The following is a 22,565-nucleotide window of genomic DNA, read 5'->3' as shown; positions in this document are numbered from 1 at the left end:
TTGTTTTACTATTTAAATAATCAGTAAAAGCAAATAGTACACCTGATACCACAAACGTAACGTGTATTAGCACTTTCCAGAGTAGTTCATCATTAGAATGAGAGGCAGAGCTTATAAATACCTTAAGCAGCTCAACGGCTGAAATAGCCACGATTGCACTGATCAGCTTCATTTTCAAACCAGAAAACCCGACCTTGCCCATCCATACTGGGCGGTCTTCATGATTTTCGATATTAAGCTTAGAGACAAAGTTTTCGTAGCCGCTAAAAATAATAATCAACAGCAACCCTGCTAACAAAGCAGTATCAACTAACGTTAATATACCAACCAACAACTCTTGATTACTAGCAGTAAACGTCGCTATCCCCATCAAATATAGCTGTTTAAAAAACTTTATAAGTAATAAAACCACAGCAAATAATAAGCCTACAAAAAATGGGGCAAGTAACCAGCGTCCTTTAAATATAAACGACTCAAGCGCATGCTCTACTTTATGAACAGGATGTATTTTTTTATTTGTATTATTTGTGTGTGGCTCTGACATAAGGGCACCTAAAAATTAAAACGCGACATTAGCTCAAATCTAGCTGTAACACAATCACTTAAAATAAAAGATAGGTACACAATATGCTTGTCCTGACGATAAAAATATTTCGTTTTCCTTTGTGATAATTGTGATTAAAAATCAACTTACCAACAGAGATGTTCTGGCTTGGTTACACTTGTTTTATGCATGCATTATTTGAATGCATAATTCGATTGTTACTCCATTTTTAGGAATAAAAAAATGAATAAAACATTACTCGCGTTAATCGTTGCACCATTTTTCGTTTTATCAGCTGCAAATGCAGTTACAAGCGATACTACAGACGCTTCAGCCGAAACGATTCAAGAGTTCACAGAAATGTGTATTAGCTGGGCTAAAGAAGACGACGTAAGCGATGAAGCAATTTATAACTATGTTTTAAAGTGTGTGAATGATGAACTAACATCTGAAGGCTATAACAAAGTCACTGCTGTTAAGATTTAATGAATAATTGAGCAGTTCAAACCTAAATTGGTTACATTTTAACTCTGTAAAATAAAAAGTCAGATTAAAAATGCCATTGCGATAGGTTTGATAATGCAAAAAAAAACCGGAACTGTCACAGGCTGTGCGTTCCGGGTTTTTATTATTAAAGCGATGAATAATTAATTATTTATCATCTTTTTTTGGTTTGGCTTTAGCTTTACTTTTAGCTGGCGCTTTTTTAGCTGCAGCTTTCTTTTTAGGCGCAGCTTTTTTCTTAGCCTCTTCTACCCATTTACCACCCTCGTAATGAGCCGTCCAACCAGTTGCTTTACCATCAACTTCAGTCATTACATATTGAACTTTGTTTTTACGACTGTAACGCACAACAGCAAGGTTGCCATCAGGATCTTTGGCTGGTGCATCAGCTAGGTAGTAAAACTTAGGCGAAATACGATCTCTAAAGCGTTGTAACTCTTCTACTTTAGGAGCACGTGTTTCTCGTGATTTAGGGAACGTATTTGCTGCTAAGAAAATACCGGCCGCGCCATCACGTAATACAAAGTAGGCTTCAGACTTTTCACATTCTAATTCAGGGATATGAACTGGATCTTCTTTTGGTGGCGCAGCTTCACCATTTTTTAACAACTTACGTGTATTTTTACATTCATCGTTGTTACAACCAAAATACTTACCAAATCGGCCTGATTTTAATTCCATATCAGCGCCACATTTATCACATTCGATAATAGGGCCGTCGTAGCCTTTAATTTTAAAGGTACCCTCTTCAACAACATGCCCCTGACATGCTGGGTTATTACCACACACATGCAATTTACGGGTTTCGTCGATAAGGTATGAATCCATCGCTGTTTCACAAATAGGACAGCGCTTCATTTGCATTAATGTTTCTGTTTCAACGTCTTCAACATCAGCTGCAACCGCTTCATCACCCGACACTAAATTCATAGTGGTAGTACAGCGCTCTTTAGGTGGCAGGTTATAACCTGTACAGCCTAAGAATACGCCCGTTGAAGCAGTACGAATGCCCATTTTTCTGCCACAGGTTGGACAGTCAATATCGGTTTCTACCATTTGATTAAGACGCATCCCGCCTTCATCTGGTTCGCCTTTAGCAATGTTTAACTGGGTTGAAAAATCGGCATAAAACTTATCGAGAACTTGCGTCCAAACACGCTCGCCTTCGGCGATATCATCTAAACGACCTTCCATTTTAGCGGTAAAGTCAAAGTTCATTAAATCTGTAAAGTTTTCAACTAGGCGATCGGTAACAATTTCACCCATTTTTTCAGCAAAAAAGCGACGATTCTCTACTCGTACATAACCACGGTCTTGTATTGTCGAAATAATAGACGCGTAAGTTGAAGGACGGCCAATGCCACGTTTTTCAAGTTCTTTAACTAAGCTCGCTTCACTAAAACGTGCTGGCGGCTTGGTAAAATGCTGCTTAGGATCAAGCTCAACTAAGGTGAGAACTTCACCTTGCTTAACAGCAGGAAGTGATTGATCTTCTTCGTTCTTTTTACGCACTGCTGGCTGTACTTTTGTCCAACCGTCAAAGCGAAGCACACGGCCTTTTGCCTTTAATGTGAAATCATTGGCGGCAACGGTTAATGTGGTTAAGTCGTATTCAGCAGGCACCATTTGACAAGCCACGAACTGACGCCAGATAAGCTCATAAAGCTTTTTAGCATCGGCATCAACACCTTCAACATGCCCTGAAAGTACCGATACGCTAGAAGGACGAATCGCTTCGTGCGCCTCTTGTGCATTGCCTTTTGAGCTATAGTTAATTGGATCAGCAGGTAAATATTTTGCACCAAACTCATTGGTCACATACTCACGACACATCTCAACCGCATCTTTTGATAGATTAGTTGAATCGGTACGCATATAGGTAATATAACCACCTTCATATAGGCGCTGCGCAAGCATCATGGTCTTTTTAACGCCATAACCGAGTCGAGTACTGGCGGCTTGTTGCATGGTTGAAGTAATAAATGGCGCACTTGGGCGACTCTTACTTGGTTTTTCTTCAACGCTTACAACTTTGTATTCGGCATTCTCAAGGCTTTTAACTGCTGCTGTAGCTTGTGCTTCATTTACAGGCTTAAATGGCTTGTCTGCTTGTTTAGTGACTTCTAAACGTAAGTCTGACTCGCTATTTTTAACGTCTGCATGAATATCCCAGAACTCTTCAGGAATAAATGCTTTAATTTCACGTTCGCGTTCTACCAATAAACGCACTGCAACAGATTGAACTCGTCCTGCAGATAAACCTCGTGCAACTTTGGCCCACAATAAAGGCGAGACCATAAAACCAACAACGCGGTCTAGGAAACGACGAGTCTGCTGTGCAAAAACCATATCGGTGTTCAATTCACCCGGAGTTTCAAACGCTTGTTGTATTGCATTTTTAGTGATTTCGTTAAACACGACGCGTTTATACTTTTCAGGTTCGCCACCAATGATTTCTTGAAGATGCCAAGCAATTGCTTCCCCTTCTCTATCCAAATCCGTTGCGAGATAGATTTGATCAGCATTTTGGGCAAGCTTTTGTAATTCTTGAACAACCTTTTCTTTACCCGGTAATACTTCGTAATGTGGCTCCCACCCTTTTTCAGGATCAATGCCCATACGCGCGACTAAGTTAGAATAGTCACGTTGCTGTTTATACGCTGCTTTCTCATCAGGTGGCATTTTACGAACCTCAGCAGGTGTCTTGCTTGCTGGTACTTTGTTTTTGCCTGATCCTGATGTAGGTAAATCTCGTACGTGCCCAATACTGGACTTAACGATAAAATCATTACCTAAGTATTTATTAATTGTTTTAGCCTTAGCAGGTGACTCTACAATTACTAGCGATTTGCCCATAGTTGCCTATTTCTAACCTAGTTTTTTAAATGTGTTTAGCCGACTCATGCGGCGCGAATATTTATAGGTATATCTACAAACACTAGTTCTTACAAGCTTTTAATACAAACTTTTCAGTATTTACTGAATAAACAAACAATTTCTGTTGTTAATTTAAACAAACCAGCGTTTTTTGAATAATTGATGTGGAATATATAGAATAGAAACAAAAATGCCAACCTTATTGGTTGGCATTTTTTATCCTTCACATATTTTAAACCTTAGGTTCGTCTAAAATCGACATCACGGTATATTGTGTTTTTACACCACCAGGCGTTTCAAACTCAATGTATAAAAACCCAGAATCAACATCATTTGGCTCAGCCTCTTTAGTAATATTAACTGAGACAGAGATTGGCGTTTTTTGTGCAGTATTAACCACGGTGTAATCTGTTAACCCTCTTAATACACCATTGTCGGCAGTAACGCTCACTGTAGTACCCGCAGGTAGTGGATTATTATGAATGTCACTGAAGAAAATAGTCACTGAAATCGCGCTGTAAGGTGTTGAATTGCTAATATCAATAAGGTTTATGTCGCACATACCTGCCATATCAGAAGCTTCTAAGCGAATACCATCGCTTAAACTACAGTTATTTAAAGCCGTTACAGCTCTAATGTAAGGTGTACTACCTGACATAACTAACTCTGAACGAGCGCGCACATTAACTGTTTCACGGGTACATGCATTTGCAGCTAGGGCTTCATCACTACATAGTAAGCCATTGTATATACCATCACCACTGTCATACTGGCCATTATCTTGTGCACCTGAGCGTTCCACATACCACTCATCTTCACCACCATTAGAATCCACAGGATTTGTTGGGGCTGGTAAATTCCCATCAAACACCCCATTTTCATTAAAATCTATAAAGGCTTCAGGTAAATCTTGTAAAGTTGAGTCAAACTCGTTTTGATTAAATTCACCGTTGGCAGATACATCATTAAATGACTCTTCACCCACAGAATAAGCAAGTAAGCTAACACGCCCACCAAGTGGATAATCAATTGGCGCGTTATTAGGCGCATCAGTTAGCGCAATTGGATCGCCATTGCTATCTAAATAATTAATTAAGTTACCATTTGCGTCGAGTTGTGATTCTCTGATACCTAAAGTACAAGGTGCAGATTGTCCAAAATAACGGTCGCATTTATCTGCAATAGAATTATTGTAAATGCTGTAATGGTATGGAATTGGGTTTTGACTACGCCACTGCGCTTTACACACACCGTCTATGGTGCGACAAAGTAATAAAGGTGTAAATTGTTCATCATCAATAGTGCCAACTGCACCACCTTCACTGGCAATATAAATTGCCGTGTTATCTGGTACAAAATTATTAAAATGATCGGCTGCAAATACGGTTAAGTCTGTAGTCACCCCAGCTTCGTTTAATGACTCGGTATTAAAGGTTTGCACTGCAAGCGTGAAACTATCCTGATCTGGAACACCAGTCGTAATAGTAATGTCATTAGAGACAATAGAGATCACACTATTTTGTGAGGTATCGCTACTGTCAATCTGATGTGAGGCAATCACAGATAAAATACCAGCAGCTTTTCCTGAGCGAACGTTTACAGTCACTAAACCTTCATTGTTAGTAAATTGAAATGCGCTATCTAATAAAGCACCACCGGGGTTTTGTGAAAGTGCAAAATCAATTTGCTTTTGACCCACTGGATTTCCATTTACATCTAAGAGCTTAAAGGTGAGCTCTGAATTTTCAGTCAAGGTTTGACCGCCCGCTCCTTTAATAGCTAATACTTGATTAGTCACCCCCATAAACGCAATTGAACCTGTTTGAGCCGCAGCTACATTGATGTTTATGGTTTTTGTTGCAACATTACCACCTGTAACTACGGTCGCGGTAATCGTATCTATACCATTACAGCCATCAGCTTTGTATGTTGCACTTGCCGTACCACCGATACTCGTTACCACATTATCGATAGTGGCTCTGGGGGTAGATTCTTCTGCGCAAGCAGAAGTAAATTGCACTTCCAGCGGGGTAGTAAATACATTATTACTACCGTCTACAATCTGAGCCGTAATAATCGTGGTAGAGCCGGCAGATAGTACATCACCGGTAGCAATACCTGCGCTTAGATTTACATTTACTTGAACAGCGTTAATTTCAAATAAAGCACTCGCGACTCCGCCCTGTGCGGTTAATTCAACTTGGCCAACACCTGAGCTACTGCCAGGCAATAAATTCAAAATAGCCACACCAAACGCATCAGTTTTAGCCGTTAAGCTTTCAGGTAATAAAATGCCTAGCGTGGTTGTCGCTTGAACTAACACATTGCTGGCTGGCGTATTACTACCAGGTTTTGTGATTTTTGCATAAACAATCGCTTGCTGACCCAGTAAATTACTATTTTGTGAACAATCTGATGGATCAAGTTCAAAAGAATCTCTATCTATATTTAACCAACTATCAGGACAGTTTTGTAAGATTTTAATGTCAATATTTGCAGCATCGTCGTTAGATTGCGGCTCGTCACCGGCGGTATAAAAACCGAGCTTGCTTGTTGAGCCTTCGTAGCTTGCAACAATGGTTCCTGCTCCTTCAACACTGCCTGCACTGAGCTCTATAGTTGCAACACCACTTGTATTTGTTAATGCGCTTGCTGTAGCAGGTATGAAAGAACCAAGTGTTGTAGTAAAACTAACTTCTTGACGAACAACGGGTTGTCCATCACTGTCAGTTACAGTCGCAACGACCTCAAGCGGATTGTTAGCGGTAACGATACGATCTTCAAAATTAAGTTCAACTTGGGTATCTAGTACGGCATTGTCGCCTCCAGTATCCCCACCAACGGTTCCTGTCTTCTCAAGTGAGCCACCACCGCCACAAGCGATGAGTAATGAGCTGAGCAATATAATGCTAAGCAAACGGGTTAAAGGCATATGTTTCTCCAATGCGCTATTACTAAGTTAAACTTATTTACTTAATGTTAACCTATAACTTAGTCTAAAATCTCAGTTTTTTACTTCTTTTTGCGATAAAAATTTTTAAAAAAGTTGACGTTTTTTCTGTAAAAAAAATTACATGCTGTTAGTCTATGCCAAATTTATAAAAAATAGATTGGAAATATGTCTAAAATCCGTTCGATGAGTTTAACTACTCGCATCATGATTGGTATGGTTCTTGGTGTTGCAGTAGGCTTTATATTTCAGGCTATATTAGCTGGTGAAGACGATTACCTAATCCCTCTTGGGTTATTCTCTTTGCCAATTAAAGCCTTTTTTGTTGATGGCCTTTTCCATGTAGGTGGACAAATATTTATAGCTAGCTTAAAAATGCTAGTTGTTCCCCTCGTCTTTGTGTCGCTTGTGTGCGGTACTTGTAGTTTAAGCGATCCTAAAAAATTAGGTCGTTTAGGTGGAAAATCGATTGGTCTATATTTGGTTACCACAGCGATCGCAATCACAGTAGCAATTTCACTGGCGTTACTATTTAACCCAGGTGAAGGGATTGGGCTGCCTTCGCAAGCAAGCTACGACGCAAAAGAAGCGCCTACTTTAGCTCGCGTTATTATTGATATGTTCCCAACCAATCCATTTGAAGCAATGGCCAAAGGAAATATGCTACAAGTTATTGTGTTTGCTTTATTATTTGGTATTGCAATGGCACTTAGCGGTAAAGCAGGCAAACGTGTAGCAACAGTATTTGAAGACTTGAACACCGTTATCTTAAAACTAGTTACTTTATTAATGAATATTGCCCCTTACGGCGTATTTTTCTTAATGGCTAAGTTATTTACTACCATCGAGCTTAACTTAATTGTGAGCTTAGCTAAGTATTTTGGCGTGGTTGTTTTAGCCCTGTTATTACATGCATTCGTAAACTACACTCTTCTGCTAAAAATACTTACAGGCCTAAACCCGCTTACTTTCTTAGCTAAAATGAAACACACCTGTTTATTTGCTTTTAGTACCTCAAGTTCCAGCGCAACTATGCCTATCACACTTGAGACTGCAACGAAGAAGCTAGGGGCTAATAACTCTGTCGCTTCATTTACTATACCTTTAGGCGCAACCATTAATATGGATGGCACTGCAATTATGCAAGGTGTCGCTACGGTATTTATTGCTCAAGTATTTAGTGTTGATTTAACTATTTCTGATTACTTAATGGTAATACTAACTGCAACGCTTGCCTCGGTTGGCACAGCGGGTGTTCCTGGCGTTGGTTTAATTATGCTGGCCATGGTACTTAACCAAGTAGGCTTACCTGTTGAAGGAATCGCAATTATAATAGGTGTTGATAGACTACTTGATATGACCCGCACCGCAGTAAATGTAACAGGCGACTGTATGGTAACCTGTGTTGTGGCTAAAAGTGAGGGTGAACTAGATGAAAGTATTTTCAACGACCCTAATGCAGCTAAAGATTTAGAAGACTATCACAAGTCAATTGACTAACAGCTTCTATCTTGAGTTATAAAAAAAGCCTTGCTACTTCATTAAGTAACAAGGCTTTTTTATTATGTATAAGCTATGAAATTATTAAGGGTTTAACGCCTTAAATTTTGACATTAAACTCACTCCTGCCTTATTCACACCATGGCTGAGCCCTATTGCAAGCTTATCACTTAGCCCTTTTTTAATTTTATATTGCACCTTGTATATTTGATGCTGATGTTGCTGCTCTAGTAAGGCATCATCACTGGTTTTAATGGTATCAACTAAGCCTTTTTCAATCGCTTGGGTTGCAAACCAATGTTCACCCGTTGCCACTAAGTCCATATTCAAACTGGGACGCTGTGTGCTCACAAAGGTTTTAAATAACACATGGGTTTGCTCTATCTCTTCGCGAAATTTTTCACGGGCTTTATCGGTATTTTCACCAAAAAGTGTTAGCGTACGTTTAAATTCGCCCGCCGTAATTTGTTCAAAATCAACATCATTTTTCTTCAAGATTTTATTAAAGTTTGGAATTTGTGCAATCACACCAATAGAGCCAACAATTGCAAACGGCGCGGCAATAATATGATCTGCTACACAGGCCATCATGTAGCCACCACTAGCTGCAACTTTGTCTATTGATACGGTTAACTCAATACCAGCTGACTTAAAACGTTGTAGTTGTGATGCAGCTAACCCGTAGCCATGTACCACGCCACCACCACTTTCAAGACGAACTAGCACTTTATCTTTTTTAGGGTCCGCGATTGAAATAATCGCAGTCACTTCTTCGCGCAAACTTTCTACTTCATGCGCATCCATACTACCATTAAAATCAATAACGTAGAGTCGTGATTTAGGCTCATCTTTTTCAGCTTTTTTTTGCTCTAGTTTTTGTTGCTTTTGATAGGCTTTTAACTCTTTTTTACCTAGCGTATTATTTAAAAAACTTTCTTTTATATTGGTAAGTTGCTCCGATAAATCATCAATTTCAATCTCACCTTTTTTTGCTTTTGGCTTAACAGCCGAGCTTACAATTAAGGTTAAAATGACAGCGATAGCAATAACAAAGGTAATGGTTTTAGCAAAAAACAAACCGTACTCGTATAAAAATTCCAACTGTATTCTCCGTTTATAAATTTCAGTCAATTTAGCATGCTTTAAAGCAAAAAAAAGCCACTTAACAGTGGCTTTTTAGACTTAATTGAGTGGTTGGCTACTAATTAGTCACAATATCAGTATCTGATACAGATAATAAACGTCCACGTGATACTAGGTAAGTTGCAATTTGCAATTGCATTTCTGCATTTGCTGCTGCGCTACCCGCTACTGTAGTCGACTGTCTTTCATCTTGCGCCGGTGTTAACACAGAGCCATGATGACCTGTGTTAAATTTAACTAAATAGCTAGAGCCCATCTCTGTTGGCGCTTGAGTTGTACTCACAGTTTCTAACCCCATAAAGTTAGCTAGAGGAACAGTACCTGCAATTGGATTGCTGGCAGTCATCGGCGGAATAACTTGGTCTGGCTTGTTATTCTCTGTGCCATCACCTACCACAACATTCATGTAAACAGGTGTTTCAAGTGCTTTAACCGTTGCAGCATAGTTAGTAGGATCGCCACTATCTAATGCTGTTTGTGCTGCAAATACAAACTGCGTCATTACGCCCTTTATATTAGCTAGTTTATCAGTTTCACCCGCCATAGTTAGCGATGCTGCAAACTCATTAAAGCCACAGCTCAAGAAGTCCTGCATGTCTGGTAACAAAGCACCACAGTTTGATAAAGCATCAGCGTTTAAGAATGCATTAAACTCATCAGCTTCAGCAGTTCCTGCTTGAGAAAGCACAGAACCTTGAATAAATGGTCCAAATGCTGCTGATTCTAACAAGAAGCTAGCAATACCACCGCCGCCGCTTGCTAATGCTACAGCGTTAACCTTAAATAATGGATCTACTTGTTCGGCTAATGGGCTATTCGTTTGTGCAATAAATGCAGGTGCTACAATTGAGCCTAGTGAATGGCCAATGTAAGATACATCAGTAGAATTTAGTGAACTGTCACCACTGAAATTTAAGCCTAAACGTAGACCAAGTAAGTCAGCACTTGACTGGCGTAAACTATCTCTGGCGACCAGTAAAGAGCTCAAGTTCATGTAGCTAAGTACAGAGCCTGTTGTTGCGTTAAAATCATCGTTACCGTCTACATCAACATCTACACCACGCTCACCATGACGAGGATGATCAATTGCAACTGTGGCAAAACCCTGTAATGAAAGCTGCGCTGTTAGTGTCAACATGCTTTCTTTTTGCGTGGTAATACCATGTTGCATAATAACTACAGGCCAACCACCTGCTGGCATAGCAGTAAATGGCTCTAAACCTAAACCTGAACGGTATGCATTAACAACCGGTAAAATTGGCTTGGTAATTTGTACTGGCACATTCGCCATGCTTTGCATTTTAGGAAGTGAGTTATATTTAGTTAAGTGTTTAGTGCTATCAAGCCCTAAATCACGAAGCTGTCCATCACTCAAAGCAGCACACATCGCATCATTAGTGCTAATGGGATCGGTTGGGAACGCTTCACCAGCTTGCGCTTTGTAACCTAAAATAGCAACGGCACTGTCACACATACCTTGCCAGTAAGTATCATTTAGATCACTGATCTCTTTACCCGTAGGTGTACCTAAATACATAGGTAGCTGGATGCTGCCTTTTTGATATTGTGCAACTTGGAATATATCGGGCACGGTAACACCCTGCAATGCAAAAGCTTGTTGTACGTTAGCCATTGGCTGAGTTGGAATTTGCAACGCAGGAGTTGGAATTGTTGGCTCTGTTAGGCTTGCTGCTAAAACCTTTTTAATCGTGCCAAGCACTGGTCCTGCTGATTGCATTGTCATGGCAGCAGAAAAAATAATATCGTCTTTGGTAATATCACCAGAGCTAACCACTACGTTTTCGTAGCTATTAACAGCCCCTTGCAGCGCAAGTTGTGATGGCGTTACTAAAGGCGCTTCTTGTTTAACAGTGGCATAAGTTGAAGATGGTTCAATCGAGCGATCTTCTGAATCTTTCAGTCCAGTCGTTAACACATTAATGTATGAACTACCGGCTTTAAAAGGCTTAAGTGGGACAATAGCTACTGCGTCACCAGAAGCTTGGGTTACAAAGTCCACGCCAAAGGTCAATTCGCCTACTAATTTACATGCTGCACCGGCTGGTGCTTGCGAACATTCGGCATCAGTTAGGCTTGCACCCATGATAACTTCAAAAATACGTACAGAGCCTGGTGAAGCTGCAGACGTTTCATCAAGGCTAATGCCCGGTGGAAAGGTTAGATCAATTTTGAATGGCACTTGAGTAGACCAGCCATCAAGTGCGCCTATTGCTAGTTGCGGATCTGCATAGGCAGTTCTAGGGATAGAAACATTTTCGCTATTTAACTCCCCTGGAATATTTATAGTACCATCGAGGGTGCCACTCATTAATAAATCATTAGGAACCGAAATAACACCATTTGCAGGGTCAAATTTTACCGTCGCTTTGGGAATAACTGTAACTGAATTGTTTTTAACATCTTCTAACGTTTCTCCGCCGCCACAGCCTGCTAATGCAGCTGCAACTGAGAGCGAGAGTAGCATTTTTTTCATAGTGTTCTCCGCACAAATCTTATTTTTATAGTGTGTATATAGTCAGTGTAATTAAGTTAATTTAATGTAGCTAGTATATTAATGAGACATTAGACCAGTTAAATCTAACTTAAAGTTTCTGGTTTCGCCACCTAAATTTGCAATAAATTCGATTACTTGTCGATTTGCTATGTTAAAATCAATAAAAATTTAAACATTGGTACTTTTATGCATACCTATCAAGCAACTGAAAACGCACTTAAAGACAAAATAATTTTGATCACAGGCGCAGGTGATGGGATTGGCCGTGTCGCAGCTATTACCTATGCAAAACATGGTGCAACCGTTATTTTATTAGGAAAAACAACTAATAAATTAGAATGTGTGTATGACGAAATCATTAATGCTGGCTACCCGCAGCCCGCTATTGTGCCTATGGATATAAAAGGTGCAACTAAACAAAACTATCGTGATTTAGCTGCAACTATCGAGAGCCAATTTGGCCGCTTAGATGGACTATTAAATAACGCAGGTATTTTAGGTACTTTAGGGCCGTTAGAACATTTTTGTTCATCAACATTTGAAAATGTGATGAAAGTAAACGTCACCGCACAAGCGATGATCACTAAAGCGCTATTCCCTGTAATGCGAAAGTCAAAGAGTGCATCTGTAGTATTTACTTCTTCGGGTGTGGGTCGCAAAGGAAGAGAGTTTTGGGGACCATATGCAATTTCTAAATTTGCAGTAGAAGGTATGATGCAGACATGGGCGTGTGAAGTTGAAAAAACGCCAATCCGTGTAAACTGTATCAACCCAGGTGCAACCCGTACGTCAATGCGAGCAAGCGCATTCCCGGGCGAAGATCGAGATTTACTCGCGACACCTGAAGATCTAATGCCAACTTATCTCTACTTAATGAGCGATGACTCAAAAGATATCAATGGCCAATCGTTAGACGCACAAGTTAAAAAATAATATTTAGTTTTAAACGTAAAAAAGCCGCTATAAAAAGCGGCTTTTTTGTTTTATGATTTGATTACTTACGTTTAGTCGGTTTCACACGTTGATTGTGCTTTTTAACCGCCTTACGAATTTGATTTATTTTAGCGCGCTTATCTTTACGTTTTTCAGGGATAACCGACAGCTTAGTTTGGGTTTCTTTACCAAGTTTAACTGTTTTACGTAAATAGTTAACTGTGTCTAAATCGTACTCAATCCAACCACCTTGTGGTACACGCTTATCAAGCTCTAATTTACCGTAGCGTATACGAATTAGGCGTGATACTTCCACATCTTGTGATTGCCATAGACGACGAACTTCGCGATTACGACCTTCATTAAGTGTTACGTTGTACCAGCGGTTAATTCCTTCACCGCCCATAGGCTTTATGCCGGTAAATTTAGCCGGACCATCTTCAAGCTCTACACCGCGAAGTAAGTTTTTCATCGTTTCGTCAGTCACTTCACCAAATACACGAGCGGAGTATTCGCGCTCAACTTCGTAACTCGGGTGCATTAAGCGATTCGCTAATTCACCGTCATTGGTAAAAAGCATTAGCCCTGACGTATTCACATCTAATCGCCCTACCGCTATCCAGCGGTCACCATCAATACGGGGTAAACGATCAAATACAGTTCTACGCCCTTCAGGATCTTTACGGGTGCTTAGTTCACCTTCAGGCTTGTTATACATAATCACACGACAAATTCTGTCAGCTTTTTCTTCAATTTTAACAGTGTGACCGTCCACACGAATTAAATCGGTTTCTTCAACCCTGTCACCTAATTTCGCCACTTTACCATTTACACTCACGCGGTTAGCGTCGATGTATTTTTCCATTTCACGGCGTGAACCTACCCCTGCACGGGCTAGGACTTTTTGTAACTTTTCACCTTGTATACTCATTTGGATGGTTCTCTCACAGAAGGATCACTTAATAACTGGGTAATTTTACTTTGCTGTTGCTCTGGCAATGCGGGTAAATCATGAAGTCCCGTTATCGAAAAATAATCTAAAAATTGTTTAGTCGTTGCATAAAGTGCCGGTTTACCGGGTACTTCTTTATGCCCAACTACTTTAACCCACTCTCTTTCAAGCAGAGTTTTAATAATATTTGAGCCAGTTGCTACACCCCGTACTTGCTCAATTTCACCACGGGTAATGGGTTGCTTATAGGCAATTAGCGACAGGGTTTCGAGTAAAGCTCTCGAGTACTTAGGCGCACGTTCTTGCCATAAATTACTCAACCATGGGCTTAAACTACTGCACGCTTGAAAACGATAGCCACTCCCTACCTCAACTAAACGTATTCCACGCGTCTGATAGTGAATTTGAATGGCCTCTACAGCATCATTAATGCGCGCCATAGAAATTGCTAAGTCGTTTAAAACCGTGTCCTTAAGATGACGTTTTGATACGGGCTTGTCTGCCACGAAAATCGCCGCTTCAATGATTTCAATTAATTGTTCATCACTAATTCGCCGACCAACCATAATCACTCTAAAGTTAATAAAAACACACAGCCATCTATTATGACAGAACAACGGCAAACTAGGAAAACATATTAATAAAATAACATTTAATAGGTATAAAAAAACCAGTGAAAAACACTGGCTTGGTATCAAGTGTATTTAATAATGTAATTTAGCTATTTTTAAATTGCTCAAGTGCATCGTCTTCTGCAACAGAATCACCATGCTTTTGGATATAGCTATTAAACTCATTTTTACTTACTCGTTTATCTTTATTGCTGTCCATGTAGCCAAAGTGATTTGAAATATCATCATCGTCAGCTTCAGTAACTGAAATAAAGCCGTTGCTGTCATTATCTAAGCTTTTAAAGTCATTTTCTATTTTATCAAACTTCGCAATATCAGCCTTAAATGCAGACTCACTTACTTCACTATCAGTTGCAACTTTACCAGCATTTAGCTGCATATAAGCGTCATATTCAGTACGACTTATTTGATTATCTATATTTGTATCTATATTTGAAAAGTGTTGCCAAATACTATCATCGTCAGCTTCAGTTTTTGAGATAAAACCATCGCTATCGTTATCTAAGCTTGCAAAATCACTGTCGATTTTTTCTAGACCCTGATTTGAAGAACATGCAGCTAAGCTCAATGCGGCTAAAATAGTAGAAGCTATCGTTAATTTTTTCATAAGACGTATCCTTGTAAATTAATAAATTTCAATTTAAATAATACAAATACGATGCCAGAATTATAATTCAATAAAAACAATAACTTAAAAACAAAACTCTTGTGCAGCGATATTCGACAATGCAATTTTTGCAAACTACTGTGGTAATTTTTGCAAAAAAAAAGCTCGGTAAGAACCGAGCTGTTTATATCAAATACGGCAATTTAGATTGCAGCGTCTTGGTAACGCTTTACAAAATCAGTTACGTTTTGGCCATTACACTTTAATGTGTTTAAGTTACCAATTTGCTTACGTACTGGTTGTAAGCCTTGCTTTAATGCAGTCATACATAACTGTGTTTCTTGATGTGAATCTTTTGCAAATACTTCAACTTTAGATGAAGCAACTTGAACCGCTGATTCTTTTTTAGCTATATCGCGGATATCTTGACCATTACATAGGATACTTTTTGAATAACGCGATAAGTACATACCATGCTTTGCAGCCATTTTACGTGCAGCTGAAAAACCTTCATTGGCGCTTACTACACACAAGTTAGACTCTAATTTGTTGTCTTTGCTAAAGTATGTATTGCTTTGTGCAGAAGCAGTAACAGAAACAAAAAGAGAGGCAGCTAAAAGTAATTGAGTTTTCATCAGGGGTAGTCCTATTTGAACGAGTTAAACAAACGATTTCTGCGCATTATATAGACAACTTTTAACATATCAATTGAATATTTTATTTATTTTGTTATTTAATAATGCATTTACAATGTTTAAACATTAAGCAGTAATTGAGCAACAATTGTGCAGTTATTTTCTCATTTGGGTCATGTTATGTCGCTCTAAATGCTGATACAATTTAGCTAACAATGAAAATAAATTTGAAGGTTAACTTTATGAAAGTGATTTCTTTTAATATCAATGGCCTGCGCGCTCGTCTACACCAGTTACAAGCTATTATTGATAAACACCAGCCAGATATTATCGGTCTTCAAGAGATCAAGGTACACGATGAAGCGTTTCCGCTAGATGATGTACAAAATATGGGTTACCACGTTTATTTTCATGGGCAAAAAGCCCATTACGGTGTGGCAATGTTATGCAAAAAAGAGCCTAAATCGGTATTAAAAGGCTTCACTACTGACACCGATGAGTCGCAAAAGCGGATGATTAGCGTCACTGTAGAGCAAGAGAATGGCCGTGACTTACATGTAATGAATGGCTATTTCCCACAAGGCGATAACATTAATCACGAAACTAAGTTCCCGTATAAACGTCAATTTTATCAAGATTTAATGACCCATCTAAATAGCCATTTCACTCCTGACCAAGATGTAATTGTTATGGGTGATATTAATATCTCCCCTACCGATTTAGATATTGGTATTGGTGAAGTAAACGCAAAACGGTGGTTAAAAACGGGTAAATGTTCATTTCAACCCGTTGAACGTGAGTGGCTTGCTACCTTATTAAATTGGGGCTTTAAAGACACCTTTAGAGAACAAAACCCAGAAATTAACGACCAATATTCTTGGTTTGACTATCGTTCAAAAGGATTTGTTGATAACCGCGGCCTACGAATTGATGTGGTACTAGCAACGCATGATTTAGCAGCTCGCTGTATCGACACAGGCATAGATTATGAATTGCGCGCTATCGATAAACCATCAGATCATGCGCCTATTTGGTCAGAGTTTAGTTAATAATTATGTTGAGCGCGCAATTACAAGGGTTACTGTGGATTGTTGTCATCGTTATCGGCTTTTTAAGCGTTAACAAATCAACATACAGTAATTTATTTAATACCCCAGCAAGACAATCAGGTGTGTTTGCCTGTGCACTGGTACTCGCTTTGTTATGGCGTATAAAGGCCGGTATTTTGCCCGGTCTCGATCTGCATATTTTAGGCATTACCGCAGTTACCCTAACATTAGGTTGGCGTCTTGCTATATTAAGTTGTGTACTCGCAACAGCGCTTTTAACTGCTTTTGGACAAATAACACCTGAATTAGTCGCATTAAAACTCATCATTAGTGCCTTTATACCGGTGTTATTCAGCTATTTAGTTTTTATCGTGTGTTATCACTATTTAGCACGGCATTTTTTTATCTATATATTTGTTTGTAGCTTTTTAACAGCGGGTGTCGTTGCCTGTATTAACATTATACTCGGTGGAGCTTTTTATTACGCAATAGGTGAATATAGTTGGCATCAGCTGAGCGAGAATTATATTTACCTAAGTCCTATTTTGGCCTTTCCTGAAGCTATGCTAAACGGTATGGCAATCACTGTACTGATCACCTATCGCCCACATTGGGTAAAAACTTTTTTTGATAAGGACTATTTAGGCTCATGAGTCTTCATTACCATTGCCCTATTTGTAAACAGCCACTGGCACTCAATGATAAAACATTGAGATGCGATAACAATCACAGCTTTGATTTTGCCAAAGAAGGCTACGTAAACTTACTCCCTGTGCAAAACAAAAACTCTAAACAGCCTGGCGATTCGCTGGAAATGGTACAAGCTAGGCGCTCATTTTTAGAACAAGGTTATTATGGCTTTTTACAAACGGCTCTAGCCAATATCGTTAAGCCACTTAATGCTGAAATAGTGATTGATTTGGGGTGTGGTGAAGGGTTTTATACTCACGCTATTGCTAACAACAGCCAGGCTAGCGTATACGGTGTGGATATATCAAAGTCGGCAGTAAAATATGCGGCAAAACGTTACAAACAATGCCATTTTAGTGTTGCTTCAATTAGCCAAGCGCCTTTTGATGATCACCTTGCTGACGTTTTGGTTAGTGTATTTGCGCCTTTATTTGACAGTGAACTTGCACGTCTGGTCAAAGATAATGGTTGCTTAATTGTGGCAAGCCCAGGCCCAACTCATTTGAAAGAACTAAAAGATTATATTTATAGCAACGTAAACGAGCACACACAAATAACAGCACCTGCGGGCTTTGAAAATACATCGCAACAATTAATAACAGAGCAGGTATCGCTTACATTTAACGATGTTAAGAACTTAATTATGATGACGCCATTTGCGTGGAAATTTAGACCAGAACATTGGCAAGCACTTGAGCAAAAACAACAGCATAGCGTCACATTGTCATTTTACATTACGCAATTTACTAAAACTGCTCTTTAGTAAACGTTTTATCCATTTTATCGAACATATCTTTTAGTAATTCGGCAAGCTCCAAATAGCGGGGCTTGTTTTTTCCCATTTGCGCGTCGTAACCGTTAGCAACCATTTTTGCAAATAACTCGTTATACCATTGCTGCATAGCAGGCTCTAATTCAGTTTGCGCACGTTTACCCAACCATAAAAGCCCTTGTAATGGCAACGAGATAAAAAACAAACTACTGGCAATCGCTTGGGGCAGAAAATCTGAGCCTAAATAATTAATCTGAAAAAACAGGGTCAGCATGGCTAATATTGGCATTACTGTGATTGCAAGCTCAGTGGCTCTGATCACTTTAAATTCTGCAAATAATGGCGCGACCTCTTTACGCATTGGCCATGTTTTAGCATAAGAACGCCCTAATTGAACTTGCGATATCACACTTTTTTGCATTAATAAATCCTCATAGTCTCGGTTTGTAACATTTCAACAAACGTAATACTTATAAAAGTGTAACACAATTATAGCTGCTTTCACTTTATCGGTAAAAATGCTTAATTTCATTAGTAAAACTCACAAAAAGCATAAATTATCGAAAGAATCTCACAAAGCTCTTTTAATAAAGTCTACTACACTTTAGTCTAGGCTTATCTAAGCCACAAAGGCTTATACATCAACCAAGTGTACTGATTAATACTTAAATGGAAAATGAATCTATGCCAACACTCCCAAATAATCCGAACCATGTTTTGGTACTCAATTGTGGAAGCTCAAGTCTAAAGTTTGCAATTATTGATGCAAACACAGGAAACGACATTATATCAGGTTTAGCGGAGCGCCTAGGTGATAATGCTCCCTCAATTAAATATAAGTTTCAGGGAGAAAAAACCACTATTAAGCTCGCTGCTAACCAAGCACATGCCCAAGCAATTGATACGCTGGTTGATTTAATAAAAGATCACAATTTAGACGATCAATTAGTAGCTGTGGGCCATCGCGTAGTACATGGTGGCGAGCACTTTACCCAATCAGTTTTAATTGACGAAAACGTCATTGCAGGTATTACCCAAGCAGCCACACTGGCCCCCTTACATGGTCATGCTAATTTACTAGGTATTTCATCAGCACAAGCATCATTTAAAGATTTACCACAAATAGCTGTGTTTGATACCGCATTTCATCAAACTATGGATGAGGTTGCTTATCTATATGCCCTTCCTTATCAACTTTATAAGGACTTTGGGGTTAGACGCTATGGATTTCATGGCACTAGCCATTTTTATGTAGCAGGTCAAACCGCTAAAATGTTGTCTTTACCTGTTGAAGAAAGTAACTTTATTAGCGCCCACTTAGGCAATGGCTGCTCTGTGTGTGCGATCAAAAATGGTAAAAGTGTCGATACCAGCATGGGCTTAACCCCGCTTGAAGGACTTGTTATGGGTACCCGTTGTGGTGACATTGACCCAGGGCTATTTAACTTTTTAACGACCCAACTTGATTACACCGCACAGCAAATTGATGACCTGCTAAATCAAAAAAGTGGCTTATTAGGAATAAGCGAGCTATCAAACGATTGCCGTACTATTGAAGAGGCTGCCATTGCTGGCAACTCGCAAGCCATGCTGGCACTTAATATGTTTTGCTACCGCTTAGCAAAACAAATAGCCGCCTACATGGTACCGCTGCAAAAATTAGATGCGCTTATTTTTACCGGTGGGATTGGCGAGAATTCCGATATTATTCGCGAAAAAGTACTTACACAGTTAGCATTTTTGGGTATCAATTTAGACCCTCAAGCAAACCTTGATGCACGGTTTGGCCAAGCTGGATTAATTAGCGCTGCTAATTCAACAAGCAAAGCGGTGGTTATGCCTACCAACGAAGAATGGGTTATTGCACTCGACGCCGCAAACATCACCAAGGAGTTATAATATGGCTCGTCGTATTATGTTGGTTCCTATCTCTACAGGGGTAGGTTTAACCTCAGTATCAGTTGGTTTAGTAAGAGCGCTTGAACAAAAGACGGTTAAGGTTAATTTTTTCAAACCTATCGCCCAGCCACGCGCAGGTGAAACTGGCCCTGAAAAATCTACCCAAATTGTCACTCAAGGCTCACCAATTAAGCCGCCAACACCGTTTGCGCTCGATTACGCAGAGCAAATGATTGGTGATGGTAAAGGTGATGATTTATTAGAAGAAATTGTTGAGCGTTTTCAAAGTAAGATCAACGATGACGAAGTGGCTATAATCGAAGGAATGGTGCCAACTCGTCGCCAACCTTATGCAGGACGCATAAACCGTGAAATTGCACAAACCTTAGGGGCCGATATCGTATTTGTGCTTACCCCTGGGAATTACAGTATTACCCAAATTGAAGATCGCCTTGAAATTGCTGCTGGAAATTACGGTGGCATAGATCACCCTCGTGTGCTGGGTTGTATTTTCAATAAAGTAAATGCCCCTCTAGATGAAGAAGGTCGCGCTCGCGCTGATTTAGTCGATACTTACAAGCCAGAAGCACTGGATAACGAGCTTAACCGCCTGGCCTCTTTACCTATTTTTAGAAAAAATCCTTTTATGTTACTTGGTGCCATTCCGTGGGATTTTGAGCTGGTAGCGCCGCGCGTTAAAGATTTAAGTGCCTATTTAAAAGCCACTATTATTAACGAAGGTGACATGGTGCATCGTCGACTAAGACGCATTACTTTTTGCGCCCGTACGGTATCAAATATTCTAAATTATTTTACCCCAGGTGCGTTATTGGTCACCCCAGGCGATCGTTCAGATATATTGGTTGCAGCCTGCTTGTCTGCCATGAATGGTACTAAACTAGGCGCTATTTTGCTCACCGGTGGCTTTGAGCCTGAGCCGCGCATCATGGCGCTGTGCGAACAAGCCATGCAAACAGGGCTGCCTATTTTAGCAACCGAAGGCGACACTTGGCGCACCTCGTTATTACTGCATAACTTTAACCTAGAAGTGCCAAGCGATGATGAACAGCGCATTGAAAAGGTAAAAGATCATAACGCAGAGTATATAGATTCTGATTGGTTAGATACCTTAGCTAAAAGTGTGGGGAAAACCCGAAAACTATCCCCTCCTGCCTTTAGGTATTTATTGACTGAAAAAGCTCGTAAAGCCGAAAAAACAATTGTATTGCCTGAAGGTAACGAACCTAGAACCATTAAAGCAGCCGCTATTTGTGGCCAGCGTGGCATTGCTAAAACAATTTTATTAGGTGATCGTGATGAAATATTGCGTATAGCCGAGCAGCAAGGCATTGAGCTTAACGAGCATGTAACTGTAATTGAGCCAAGCAGTATCATAAATGACTACGTAGCACCTATGGTGGAAATCCGTAAGAATAAAGGTCTTACCGAGGTAGTCGCCCAAGAGCAACTACAAGATCACGTCGTACTTGGCACCATGATGCTAGAGCAAGGCAAAGTCGATGGTCTGGTATCGGGTGCGGTAAACACCACTGCCAATACCATTCGCCCACCGTTACAATTAATTAAAACTGCGCCAGGTTCATCATTAGTGTCATCTGTGTTCTTTATGCTATTACCGGATCAGGTTCTAGTTTATGGTGATTGCGCTATTAATCCCGATCCTAATGCCGAGCAACTAGCTGATATTGCAATTCAATCTGCCGACTCAGCAGCAGCATTTGGTATTGAACCTCGCGTAGCCATGATAAGTTACAGTACGGGTGATTCAGGCAGTGGTGCTGATGTAGAAAAAGTGCGAGCGGCAACTAAACTGGCCCAGCAAAAGCGTCCTGATCTAATTATAGATGGACCACTACAGTACGATGCGGCAATTATGGAAAGTGTAGCGATTAAAAAAGCACCTAACAGCCCTGTTGCAGGTAAAGCAACGGTGTTTATATTCCCTGATTTAAATACTGGCAACACCACCTATAAAGCAGTACAGCGAAGCGCTGATTTGATCAGTATCGGCCCGATGTTGCAAGGGATGCGTAAACCAGTTAACGACTTAAGCCGTGGCGCATTAGTTGACGACATAGTGTATACCATTGCTTTAACTGCCATTCAAGCAGCGCAAGCTGAGGCACTTAATTAACTCATTTGACTAACATGCCCCTTTTATAGCCTAGCCAATTTTTAATTAATTATTAATAGGTTAGGCTATTTATACCTTACAACCCCCAAGCTTATCCACAGAAATTGTGGACAATTATTTTTTAATTAATAAAAACTTTAACAACGGCTCAGTTTGGGCCTTTAACTTAGATTCAATACTCTATACTATAAAGCTATTATCTTGCTGC

Annotated in this window: 18 protein-coding genes; 8 read left to right on the top strand and 10 right to left on the bottom strand. The window is 39.8% G+C overall.

The genetic code is table 11. From position 1 onward, the window contains the following. Positions 1-544: TIGR00645 family protein (locus QL989_RS15640; RefSeq protein WP_290171056.1), on the bottom strand; the 544-nt coding region annotated here is incomplete at its 3' end. Between the two features lie 243 nt (positions 545-787). Here QL989_RS15640 and QL989_RS15635 point away from each other — a divergent pair. Then, positions 788-1,030 carry a hypothetical protein gene (locus tag QL989_RS15635; protein WP_290171055.1) on the top strand — a complete coding sequence of 81 codons (243 nt, stop codon included), beginning with the start codon at positions 788-790 and terminating at the stop codon, positions 1,028-1,030. A gap of 165 nt (positions 1,031-1,195) precedes the next feature. Here QL989_RS15635 and topA read toward each other — a convergent pair whose 3' ends face one another. Together topA and QL989_RS15625 are read right to left on the bottom strand one after the other, a co-directional pair. Then, complete coding sequence (gene topA / locus QL989_RS15630; RefSeq protein ID WP_290171053.1) at positions 1,196-3,904, bottom strand: type I DNA topoisomerase; 2,709 nt, start codon at positions 3,902-3,904, stop codon at positions 1,196-1,198. Positions 3,905-4,157: 253 nt separating this feature from the next. Then, the gene (locus QL989_RS15625) at positions 4,158-6,857 is read right to left on the bottom strand and encodes a hypothetical protein (protein WP_290171052.1); all 2,700 of its coding nucleotides are present in this window, start codon (positions 6,855-6,857) and stop codon (positions 4,158-4,160) included. Between the two features lie 186 nt (positions 6,858-7,043). On the opposite strand from QL989_RS15625, the gene QL989_RS15620 reads away from it, so the two are divergent. After that, entirely contained in the window at positions 7,044-8,375 is a 1,332-nt protein-coding gene (locus tag QL989_RS15620; RefSeq protein ID WP_138604867.1) for a dicarboxylate/amino acid:cation symporter, read from the top strand. 84 nt (positions 8,376-8,459) lie between these two features. Here QL989_RS15620 and sohB read toward each other — a convergent pair whose 3' ends face one another. Both sohB and QL989_RS15610 read right to left on the bottom strand, forming a co-directional pair. Beyond that, positions 8,460-9,476 (bottom strand): protease SohB, encoded by a 1,017-nt coding sequence (gene sohB / locus QL989_RS15615; protein WP_138604868.1) that lies wholly within the window; start codon positions 9,474-9,476, stop codon positions 8,460-8,462. 100 nt (positions 9,477-9,576) lie between these two features. After that, entirely contained in the window at positions 9,577-12,012 is a 2,436-nt protein-coding gene (locus QL989_RS15610; RefSeq protein ID WP_290171050.1) for a VolA/Pla-1 family phospholipase, read from the bottom strand. 207 nt (positions 12,013-12,219) lie between these two features. Here QL989_RS15610 and QL989_RS15605 point away from each other — a divergent pair, with 207 nt between their 5' ends. Then, a complete protein-coding gene (locus QL989_RS15605; protein WP_178955931.1) occupies positions 12,220-12,966 on the top strand; it encodes a YciK family oxidoreductase in 747 nt (248 codons plus the stop codon). 61 nt (positions 12,967-13,027) lie between these two features. On the opposite strand, the gene rluB is transcribed toward QL989_RS15605, so the two are convergent. From rluB to QL989_RS15585, 4 genes are all read right to left on the bottom strand, one after another. Beyond that, the gene (rluB, locus tag QL989_RS15600; protein WP_008110001.1) at positions 13,028-13,897 is read right to left on the bottom strand and encodes a 23S rRNA pseudouridine(2605) synthase RluB; all 870 of its coding nucleotides are present in this window, start codon (positions 13,895-13,897) and stop codon (positions 13,028-13,030) included. Beyond that, positions 13,894-14,484: an SMC-Scp complex subunit ScpB gene (gene scpB, locus QL989_RS15595; RefSeq protein WP_138604871.1), complete on the bottom strand. Its 591-nt coding sequence runs from the start codon at positions 14,482-14,484 to the stop codon at positions 13,894-13,896. The genes rluB and scpB overlap by 4 nt, the downstream gene beginning before the upstream one ends. Positions 14,485-14,635: 151 nt before the next feature. Continuing rightward, the gene (locus QL989_RS15590) at positions 14,636-15,157 is read right to left on the bottom strand and encodes an EF-hand domain-containing protein (protein ID WP_138604872.1); all 522 of its coding nucleotides are present in this window, start codon (positions 15,155-15,157) and stop codon (positions 14,636-14,638) included. A 203-nt stretch (positions 15,158-15,360) separates the two neighbouring features. Beyond that, entirely contained in the window at positions 15,361-15,792 is a 432-nt protein-coding gene (locus QL989_RS15585) for an exonuclease III (RefSeq protein ID WP_138604873.1), read from the bottom strand. 242 nt (positions 15,793-16,034) lie between these two features. Between QL989_RS15585 and xthA the strand changes: the two genes are divergently transcribed. Genes xthA through rlmA form a run of 3 tightly spaced genes read left to right on the top strand, consistent with a single transcriptional unit; the run spans position 16,035 to position 18,294 of the window. After that, positions 16,035-16,841, top strand: coding sequence for an exodeoxyribonuclease III (gene xthA / locus QL989_RS15580; RefSeq protein WP_138604874.1), 807 nt, complete (start codon positions 16,035-16,037; stop codon positions 16,839-16,841). 5 nt (positions 16,842-16,846) lie between these two features. Beyond that, positions 16,847-17,494, top strand: a complete 648-nt coding sequence (locus tag QL989_RS15575) for an energy-coupling factor ABC transporter permease (protein WP_138604875.1) — start codon at positions 16,847-16,849, stop codon at positions 17,492-17,494. Further along, positions 17,491-18,294, top strand: coding sequence for a 23S rRNA (guanine(745)-N(1))-methyltransferase (rlmA, locus tag QL989_RS15570; RefSeq protein ID WP_290171048.1), 804 nt, complete (start codon positions 17,491-17,493; stop codon positions 18,292-18,294). The genes QL989_RS15575 and rlmA overlap by 4 nt, the downstream gene beginning before the upstream one ends. Here rlmA and yfbV read toward each other — a convergent pair. Then, positions 18,278-18,724, bottom strand: a complete 447-nt coding sequence (gene yfbV / locus QL989_RS15565) for a terminus macrodomain insulation protein YfbV (protein ID WP_138604877.1) — start codon at positions 18,722-18,724, stop codon at positions 18,278-18,280. The two genes, rlmA and yfbV, sit on opposite strands and share 17 nt — an antisense overlap. 263 nt (positions 18,725-18,987) lie before the next feature. On the opposite strand from yfbV, the gene QL989_RS15560 reads away from it, so the two are divergent. Continuing rightward, positions 18,988-20,202, top strand: coding sequence for an acetate kinase (locus QL989_RS15560; protein ID WP_290171046.1), 1,215 nt, complete (start codon positions 18,988-18,990; stop codon positions 20,200-20,202). Between the two features lies 1 nt (position 20,203). Further along, the gene (gene pta, locus QL989_RS15555) at positions 20,204-22,357 is read left to right on the top strand and encodes a phosphate acetyltransferase (RefSeq protein WP_054200797.1); all 2,154 of its coding nucleotides are present in this window, start codon (positions 20,204-20,206) and stop codon (positions 22,355-22,357) included. Positions 22,358-22,565 lie beyond the last annotated feature (208 nt).

It is taken from the genome of Pseudoalteromonas sp. APC 3224, assembly GCF_030407535.1.
Lineage (GTDB): Bacteria > Pseudomonadota > Gammaproteobacteria > Enterobacterales > Alteromonadaceae > Pseudoalteromonas.
The sequence above is the reverse complement of the archived record's forward strand: the minus strand, read 5'-3'. Positions and strand labels throughout refer to the sequence as shown.

Coding starts and splice junctions, on each gene's coding strand:
- QL989_RS15635 (WP_290171055.1), top strand. CDS start 788: ATGAATAAAACATTACTCGCGTTAATCGTTGCACCATTTTTCGTTTTA.
- topA (WP_290171053.1), bottom strand. CDS start 3,904: ATGGGCAAATCGCTAGTAATTGTAGAGTCACCTGCTAAGGCTAAAACA.
- QL989_RS15590 (WP_138604872.1), bottom strand. CDS start 15,157: ATGAAAAAATTAACGATAGCTTCTACTATTTTAGCCGCATTGAGCTTA.
- QL989_RS15605 (WP_178955931.1), top strand. CDS start 12,220: ATGCATACCTATCAAGCAACTGAAAACGCACTTAAAGACAAAATAATT.
- QL989_RS15560 (WP_290171046.1), top strand. CDS start 18,988: ATGCCAACACTCCCAAATAATCCGAACCATGTTTTGGTACTCAATTGT.
- yfbV (WP_138604877.1), bottom strand. CDS start 18,724: ATGCAAAAAAGTGTGATATCGCAAGTTCAATTAGGGCGTTCTTATGCT.
- QL989_RS15620 (WP_138604867.1), top strand. CDS start 7,044: ATGTCTAAAATCCGTTCGATGAGTTTAACTACTCGCATCATGATTGGT.
- QL989_RS15575 (WP_138604875.1), top strand. CDS start 16,847: ATGTTGAGCGCGCAATTACAAGGGTTACTGTGGATTGTTGTCATCGTT.
- QL989_RS15610 (WP_290171050.1), bottom strand. CDS start 12,012: ATGAAAAAAATGCTACTCTCGCTCTCAGTTGCAGCTGCATTAGCAGGC.
- xthA (WP_138604874.1), top strand. CDS start 16,035: ATGAAAGTGATTTCTTTTAATATCAATGGCCTGCGCGCTCGTCTACAC.
- rluB (WP_008110001.1), bottom strand. CDS start 13,897: ATGAGTATACAAGGTGAAAAGTTACAAAAAGTCCTAGCCCGTGCAGGG.
- pta (WP_054200797.1), top strand. CDS start 20,204: ATGGCTCGTCGTATTATGTTGGTTCCTATCTCTACAGGGGTAGGTTTA.
- scpB (WP_138604871.1), bottom strand. CDS start 14,484: ATGGTTGGTCGGCGAATTAGTGATGAACAATTAATTGAAATCATTGAA.
- QL989_RS15585 (WP_138604873.1), bottom strand. CDS start 15,792: ATGAAAACTCAATTACTTTTAGCTGCCTCTCTTTTTGTTTCTGTTACT.
- rlmA (WP_290171048.1), top strand. CDS start 17,491: ATGAGTCTTCATTACCATTGCCCTATTTGTAAACAGCCACTGGCACTC.
- QL989_RS15625 (WP_290171052.1), bottom strand. CDS start 6,857: ATGCCTTTAACCCGTTTGCTTAGCATTATATTGCTCAGCTCATTACTC.